At 62.3% G+C, this 6,842-nt stretch carries 8 protein-coding genes; 5 read left to right on the forward strand and 3 right to left on the reverse strand.

Translation table 11 applies throughout. From position 1 onward, the window contains the following. Nucleotides 1-9: 9 nt before the first annotated feature. Nucleotides 10-1,323, forward strand: a complete 1,314-nt coding sequence (locus AC1RU4_RS13475) for a transposase (RefSeq protein WP_492891593.1) — start codon at nt 10-12, stop codon at nt 1,321-1,323. A gap of 163 nt (nt 1,324-1,486) precedes the next feature. Here AC1RU4_RS13475 and AC1RU4_RS13480 read toward each other — a convergent pair whose 3' ends face one another. After that, entirely contained in the window at nt 1,487-1,828 is a 342-nt protein-coding gene (locus AC1RU4_RS13480; RefSeq protein WP_492891594.1) for a hypothetical protein, read from the reverse strand. A 666-nt stretch (nt 1,829-2,494) separates the two neighbouring features. Continuing rightward, complete coding sequence (locus tag AC1RU4_RS13485) at nt 2,495-3,799, reverse strand: hypothetical protein (protein WP_492891595.1); 1,305 nt, start codon at nt 3,797-3,799, stop codon at nt 2,495-2,497. A 280-nt stretch (nt 3,800-4,079) separates the two neighbouring features. On the opposite strand from AC1RU4_RS13485, the gene AC1RU4_RS13490 reads away from it, so the two are divergent. Continuing rightward, the gene (locus tag AC1RU4_RS13490; protein ID WP_492891596.1) at nt 4,080-4,685 is read left to right on the forward strand and encodes a hypothetical protein; all 606 of its coding nucleotides are present in this window, start codon (nt 4,080-4,082) and stop codon (nt 4,683-4,685) included. A 177-nt stretch (nt 4,686-4,862) separates the two neighbouring features. Here AC1RU4_RS13490 and AC1RU4_RS13495 read toward each other — a convergent pair whose 3' ends face one another. After that, nucleotides 4,863-5,096 carry a helix-turn-helix domain-containing protein gene (locus tag AC1RU4_RS13495; RefSeq protein ID WP_492891597.1) on the reverse strand — a complete coding sequence of 78 codons (234 nt, stop codon included), beginning with the start codon at nt 5,094-5,096 and terminating at the stop codon, nt 4,863-4,865. A 110-nt stretch (nt 5,097-5,206) separates the two neighbouring features. Here AC1RU4_RS13495 and AC1RU4_RS13500 point away from each other — a divergent pair, with 110 nt between their 5' ends. The 3 genes from AC1RU4_RS13500 (at nt 5,207) to AC1RU4_RS13510 (ending at nt 6,706) form a co-directional block, all read left to right on the forward strand. Then, nucleotides 5,207-5,593, forward strand: a complete 387-nt coding sequence (locus AC1RU4_RS13500; RefSeq protein ID WP_492891598.1) for a hypothetical protein — start codon at nt 5,207-5,209, stop codon at nt 5,591-5,593. Between the two features lie 74 nt (nt 5,594-5,667). Then, nucleotides 5,668-6,183 carry a hypothetical protein gene (locus AC1RU4_RS13505; protein WP_492891599.1) on the forward strand — a complete coding sequence of 172 codons (516 nt, stop codon included), beginning with the start codon at nt 5,668-5,670 and terminating at the stop codon, nt 6,181-6,183. Continuing rightward, entirely contained in the window at nt 6,176-6,706 is a 531-nt protein-coding gene (locus AC1RU4_RS13510; protein WP_492891600.1) for a hypothetical protein, read from the forward strand. Before AC1RU4_RS13505 ends, AC1RU4_RS13510 begins: the two co-directional genes overlap by 8 nt. Nucleotides 6,707-6,842: the final 136 nt, after the last annotated feature.

Below are 6,842 nucleotides of genomic sequence, written 5' to 3' on the forward strand. Positions count from 1 at the left end.
GGCGGTGCGATGATGGGCGGGCGTCAGATGGCGCAAGAAGCGCTGTTCTACGAGTTCAGCCTCGAGCGCCACGTCCCAGCCGATCATCGGGTGAGAGCCATCGATCGGTTCGTCGATCTTTCGGATATCCGCGCGCATCTGCGTCCGTTCTACAGCGAGATGGGTCGGCCTTCGATCTATCCCGAGCTGATCATCCGGATGCTACTCATCGGCTACTGCTTCGGCATCCGCTCCAAACGGCGCCTGTGCGAGGAAGTCCACCTGAACCTTGCTTATCGCTGGTTCTGTCGCCTCGGGCTCGATGGCCGCTTGCCGGACCACTCGACCTTCTCCAAGAACCGTCACGGTCGTTTCCGCGACAGCGATTTGCTCCGGCATCTGTTCGAGACCGTGCCGCAGCGTTGTATCGCGGAGGGCTTGGTTGGAGGAGAGGGCTTCGCTGTCGATGCCAGCCTGATCAAGGCCGATGCCAGCCGCCAGAAGGGCGTTGAGGGCAAAGCGGCTTTCGGCGCGGCCACCGAAGTCACGCCCAAATTCCTCTCGCCGGCAGATCCCGCTGACCGCTGGACCGGCGCACATGGTGGCCAAGCCTTCTTTGCCTATTCCACCAACTATCTGATCGACGTGGAGAACGCGATCATCGTCGACGTAGAGGCGACGACGGCGATCCGCCAGGCCGAAGTCCTGGCAGCGAAACGCATGATCGAACGTTCGATGGACCGCTTCGACCTTTACCCGGCACGGCTGATGGGCGACAGCGCCTATGGCTCGGCGGAGATACTCGCCTGGCTGGTCTACGAGCATGGCATCGAGCCGCAAGTCCCGGTGTTCGACAAGTCGGGACGTCGCGACGGCACCTTCAGCCGAGCCGACTTCACCTATGACCGCGAGGCGGATGCCTATGTCTGTCCCGCCGGCAAGCTCTTGCGGCAGCGCCAGAAGCTCTACCGCACACCCAAGCCCCTGGTCGATGAGGATGGCATGATGCGCTATCGTTCCAGCAAGCTGGATTGCGATGCCTGTACCCTGAAGCCCCGCTGCTGCCCGACCACACCCGCCCGGAAAATACCCCGCTCGATCCACGAGGGCGCCCGAGACATGGCGCGGGCCATCGCCGGCACGGACGCCTATGTCACGTCACGGCGGCAGCGGAAGAAGGTCGAGATGTTGTTCGCGCATCTCAAGCGCATCCTGAAGCTCGACCGCCTGCGCCTGCGAGGCCCGAACGGAGCTCGGGATGAGTTCCACCTCGCCGCAACCGCCCAGAACCTCCGGAAGCTCGCCAAGCTCCTCCCGGGCGGACCACAGACCAGCACGGCATGACCGGAGAAGACGTCCGCTGGCGAAGTCCGGCTTCGTGCCAGCACGCCTCACAGGCCGACTTGTTCAACGGAATCGGTCAAAACCGACTGTAAGGCGCTGGCCCGCCGCGGTGTTCCAGAGGGCAGCGGCATGCCGATCGGCAGCCGGCCGGGCCGATGACCAATCAACGCTGCGTATCGATCGTCTGCTTGCTCTCTCGCAGTTGTTCCAGCGTCTTATCCTTGCAGCTTCCCGCCTGGTCGCCGCCAACCCTCTGTGCGGTACCATCAACCGTAATGGTTCCAGCCGCACGACCCGGCGAGATGTAGAGAGCGACGCCATTCGCGTCGACTCTCGCCAGATAGAAGACGTGCTGGATCTTCTTCATCTCGCAGCGGACGGCGATCGGAAAAACGGCAAACGGGTCGGCGCCGTCTTCCTGAGCGAGCGCCAATTGCGGCGAAAGGAACAGCGCCGCAAGCGCCGAAATAGAAACGCGCCGTAGTACTTGGCTGATCTCAGACACGGCTATCCCCCCGCATTTGTTTGAAGGTAGCTTGGCATGGTTGTCGCACCCGTCAAGCGTGTCGATCTGGTGAGGTTACCCCTTCAATATCGCCCGATTTTCTGCCGCCACGTCGCCGATGTCGAGGAACTGGATGCCCCCAGACTAACCGTACCGCTCCGCAGCGTCACATCAGGTTCGTTGCCATTCTGATCGATGAGGAGGCTTCCGGCAGGCTGCTCGGTCTTGGCTGTTGGCGTTGAACGCGCCCGCCACCTCTGTCGCCTCCAGACGCTTCGACGGCCGCGCGAACGATCAATCCACACGGCCGCCGAGCGGACTAAGCTTCCGCCAGTGACAAGCGCCGAACGGCGGGCAGCATAGCTTGGGCGCAGGCCGCATAAGTGCGCCGACCGATCTCCAGTTCTGCGTCGTCCCGCAGCGAACTGTATGCTGCCCACGGGATGACATCGGTGCATTTCCAGGCCAGTCCGCACGCCCTGGAAATGGGGATCTGGCGCGGCTTGCGCTGCTGTGGCGGCTAATCGTGCGCCCGCCGGCGTTACGCGGCAGTCGCGCCGAGGAGCCAGCGGAGTGGGGGGCACGAGGTCCATGTCCTGGACATCGTGTATCGGCGATGGGCCCTTTGCCTACGATCTCCGAACAACGGCTCGACGGTGAACCCGGTTACGCCACACCGGTCACAGTCATCCCGCCGCCGGTAATCGCATATTGGCTGTCGAGGGACGTGACAACCAAGCCACCGCCGGTTCGCGCCTGCTGTTGGAAAGCCGGGCGCTCTGTATGGCCCGTGGGCAGAGCGGTTGTAGCGATTATGCCGGCGAGCGCTATGCCGATAGCGCCGCCAACGAAGGGAAGCGACACGGAATAAAGCTTCCGCACCGTCTGGCGAGAGCTGCGGAATTCCTTCACGAGGTCAGGGTGGACGTTTTTCATATAGGTTTTCATGGCTGGTGTTACCGCAATCGGAAAGGTATCCGTGAAGAGAGGAAAGACATAATCGTACAATTCGTGGGAGCGCGGCAGCGGACTGTTGTCCGGCATTACCGTTGCGGCGACCCGTTCGTAGATGTCCAAAAGCCGTGAGCCGAACCACCGCATCTCGTCCACGTAGTTAGCCGCGCCGTCAACGGAGAGATAGCTGGCGATTGAGAGCGCCTGACGCGCATCGGCTTCCGACCAAGGAAAAAGTTCGCATAGCCGGCGCGCGGTGACGAAGTAGTCTGTTTCGACGACGATCTTTCGCACCCGGTCGACATTCAAGGGATCAGCCGCAAGAAGCTGAAGCGAATTGCTGTCGATATGCTTGAGCGTCACCTCACCGAGCGGCGTCCCGATGCGATTGTGCGTTGTCAACGCCTCGCGATACGCATTCCAAGCCAAGACGGCATCCTCGTTGCACTTGCGATGGAACGCGTTGAAATTGTTATCCTTACTGTCTTTCCGACAGGCGTCTGTCGCCTGTTGGCCGTGGTAAACGGCCAGGATCTTCAGTTGTCCGATCCAATTGTCACCGAGGCGGAGCTCTTCCCGGCCCAAGGCCTTCATCGGCAGCGACAAGAGCTCATTGAGCGCGTTGTAACGTTCGTCGTCATCAGTGAAGGACGATGCATAGGTCTGCATCCTCGCGACAGCGGCATCGGCGTCTGGCGTCGAAAGGCTTCCATAGACCGTTTCGGACATCCGGAAGATCGTTTCGATGACTGACGGGCGCGCTTTCTGATAGCGCCCTTTCGCACCGACGATGCCATAAGGGTTTGTCCAGAGCGGGTTCAGATGGACCGCCTCGATACGGGGTGCCGCGCTGCCGACCAGGTTGAGTTCGATGGCCGTCGCGGTGTTAGAGAGCTCACGACCGCGTTTCCCGCTGTCCAGCGAAGCCGCGCCGATTTCGTAGCGCCGGAACAGATCGAGCCGACGGCGTGCAGGCGCGTGCAGTGCGCTTTCCCTCAGCGGAACCCAAGTCGTCATGGCGGTCTCCTTTTGGCCTAGGGGGAAAAGTGGCGCCGCACTCCGTCGCTCACAAGAGGCACTCCCTACTGATTTTCTTTCCTGCGAGTAGGGAACAAACCGTGGATTACTGAAACCTAGGAAATTCCGTATACAGAACAAGAAATAGTTACGTATATCTTCTAACAGATCCACGAGTATACTTTTAAATATCGACCTTGAGTTTTGATGAATTCGATTTTGCGGAAGAATTTCATGTCCTCGCCAGCAATAAAGCCGGCGGTCCGAAAGGATCAAGGACATGGAAAATCTCCTCGCGCTTGTCTTCGCCGCGTTTGTTTCTCTGCAGCCCCACGCGGATGCGGGAAAGGCATCGCCTCGGCCGGAGAAGTCGATCACTCTCAACCATGTGGATATTGAGCGGATCAAGAAGGTCGCCACGACCGAGGTGGTCGCGAGCCTCCCCGAACCGGACTTTCAGGCGCAGTTGCACGGTGTGGTCGACACTATCCTGGCCCGGGTGGCCAGCGGTCATTGGGGTGACGTCGAGCAGACCGTCAACGCCAAGTGGCAGTTCTCGATGATTGCGAGCAACCTTCCCGGGGCGTGGGGCGAAGTGGATCGTATGCCGTCTAGCCGCATCAATCTGCGCGTTGCCAAAGAGGTGGACAACTGGCTGGAGCTGCGCGCGGCCGGAACGCCCTCCTCGATCGACGATCATCTCTCTTACCTGAACCCCTACTACTCCTCACAGCGCAGCTTGGCCGCCTGGGGTGGCCGGGTATTCGCAGACGCGGTTCGCGACGGTCTGATCCGGGGTCGTGGCCGGGCAATCCACGCGCACGGCACCCCGCCGGATCTTCAGCAGTATCGCCCTGGCAATTTTCGCGTCATCCTGACGCCTTAGCCGCTGGGAATCATCGCGGGCAGCGAACGGCGGTCGCTGGACAAAACCGAGTGAATTCAGGGCATCGTGTGCACGAAATTCATGATCGGAATGAATTGCGCCCGGCGGCCCAATGGCTCGCTGGGCTTTTCGTTTGGAGATGACAGCCGACGCCTCTTAGGTTTCTCGCCGCGGCCGTCATCTCTGCTCCTTCCGCAACCGCACCCCCGGCCCCTCGCCGTTCTCCGCGACGAAGATCACGCCCGCGGATTCGAGGGCGCGCTGGATGGCCGCCAGGTTATTCGACATCGGCATAGAACGCCCCGCTTCGAAATTGCGAACGGTGCTCAAACCTACACTCGCGGATGAAGCGAGGTCGGTTTGTGACCAGTCGACCAGTCCTCTGGCCGCTCTGCACTGCGCCGGTGTCATCTGCTACCTCATAACGAATTACGTCGACCATAACGAAAAACGTTTGACACGTCTATTCATAACGAATTAACGTGACCATAACGAAAAGCGTTAATTTGAGGTGAGTGCAGATGAACCCGCATTCGACCACTCCCGCCGATCCTCCTCCGAAGGCCCGACCTGCTGAGCGGTCGGAAGCCCGGCACGCTCTGTCCGATCTCGGAGCGACGCGCGAACGGTTCTATCTCGCGCTCGCTGCCTGGGACCGCAACCGCCTCAATGCCTACGCGCCCGATGCTGCCGAGGGTGAGGCGCTGCGAGCCGAAGCGGAGGAGGACGACATTGCCCTCGCCGTGCTGACGGCGCAGGCGCCGACCATTGGCAGCATGCTGGGCAAGCTGCGCGTGATCCTCGAATACGCGCACCCGGGTCCGGGCATGCAACCCGACACTTACGAACGGCTGACGCTGCTCGGGCTCCACACGCTGCAGATCGACCTGATGTCGATCGAGCGGTAAGCCGCCGCCCTTTCCGATCTGAACCCAACCAATGCCCAGCCGGTGCGCAGCGCGTGACCGGCAAAGGAGGAGCCATGTCCGAACGCAGCCCATCCCCGGCCGGCAGTACCGTGCCGGCGCTCTTCCAGCATCAGCCCGAGCTGCGGCAGGTCATGCTGCTGCCCAACGTTCCCAACGGGCATCTTACGATGCCGATACGGAACGGCGCTTTCGCACCCTCCCTCATGGAGGGCGAGTTCGCGGTCATTGATCCTTCGGACAGAGAGCCGGAGGCGGGTGAGTTCTACCTGATCGCCTATGAAACGAAACCGGAATTCGGCGGCCGGCACTATGAGATTTGCCAGCTGCGTTCGCGATGGATGTTGCGCAAGCCGTGTGGCGTGTACGTCCTGGACGGCGATCGCGACGCTCGCGGGAAGGGATGGGAGCGCGTCAAAGTCTGGTATGCGACCCACGGGCGAGGCGAGCTAAGCGACGGCCCGTTCACACGGGAATATCTCGCCCAGAAGCTGGTCGGGCGCGTCATCGGCGTGTTCGTGCCGGCGATCGGGTCGGAGCGCGCCGCGCAGGAGGGCCGCACCCATGGTTAAGCTCTCCCGCCGCAAGCTGCTGGCCGCCGCGCCGCTCATGACGCCGCTGGCCGTGGCCGCGATCGCCACTTCGATGGATGCGCCCGCCGCCGCGCACCCCGACGCCGACCTGTTCCGCCTCCAGGCCGAATTCGACCAAGCCCATGCCCGATGGCTGGAGGCGAGCACGCAGGCTGATGAGGCGCACAAGGCCTTCCATGAGACCATGCGCAGCCGTCCGGCGGAGGCGGTGGACTTCGACGCGATCATGAGGGTGCGTCGGGAGACCGGCTGGGAAGGGCGTGCCGAGATCGCGGCGGAAGCGGCGCGGCTGTGCGACCGGCTGTCCGAACAGGTGCGCGCGCTCCCTGCTCACACGCTGGACGGCCTGCTGGTCAAGCTGCGCGTCACCGCCTTCAACCTCGGCCTCAGCCGCGAGATCACCGTGCCGCCGGAGGAGATGGACTGGGATGCGGAGTGCTTCCTCGCGCTCATCCGCGAGGTGGAACGCATGGCAGGCGCTTCGGGAGGCGTCCATGTCTAGGCACATCCCCCGCGCCATCCTCACCGCGCGCCCGTTCCTCTCGCCAGAGGAGGTCATCGCCCTCGCGGCGCAGCTCCAGACGCCGGACGACGCCCACCCTGATGCGGCGCTGATCCGGCTGCAGGCTGAACTGCGT

This window comes from Ancylobacter sp. GW821-FHT10E12 (genome assembly GCF_058809335.1).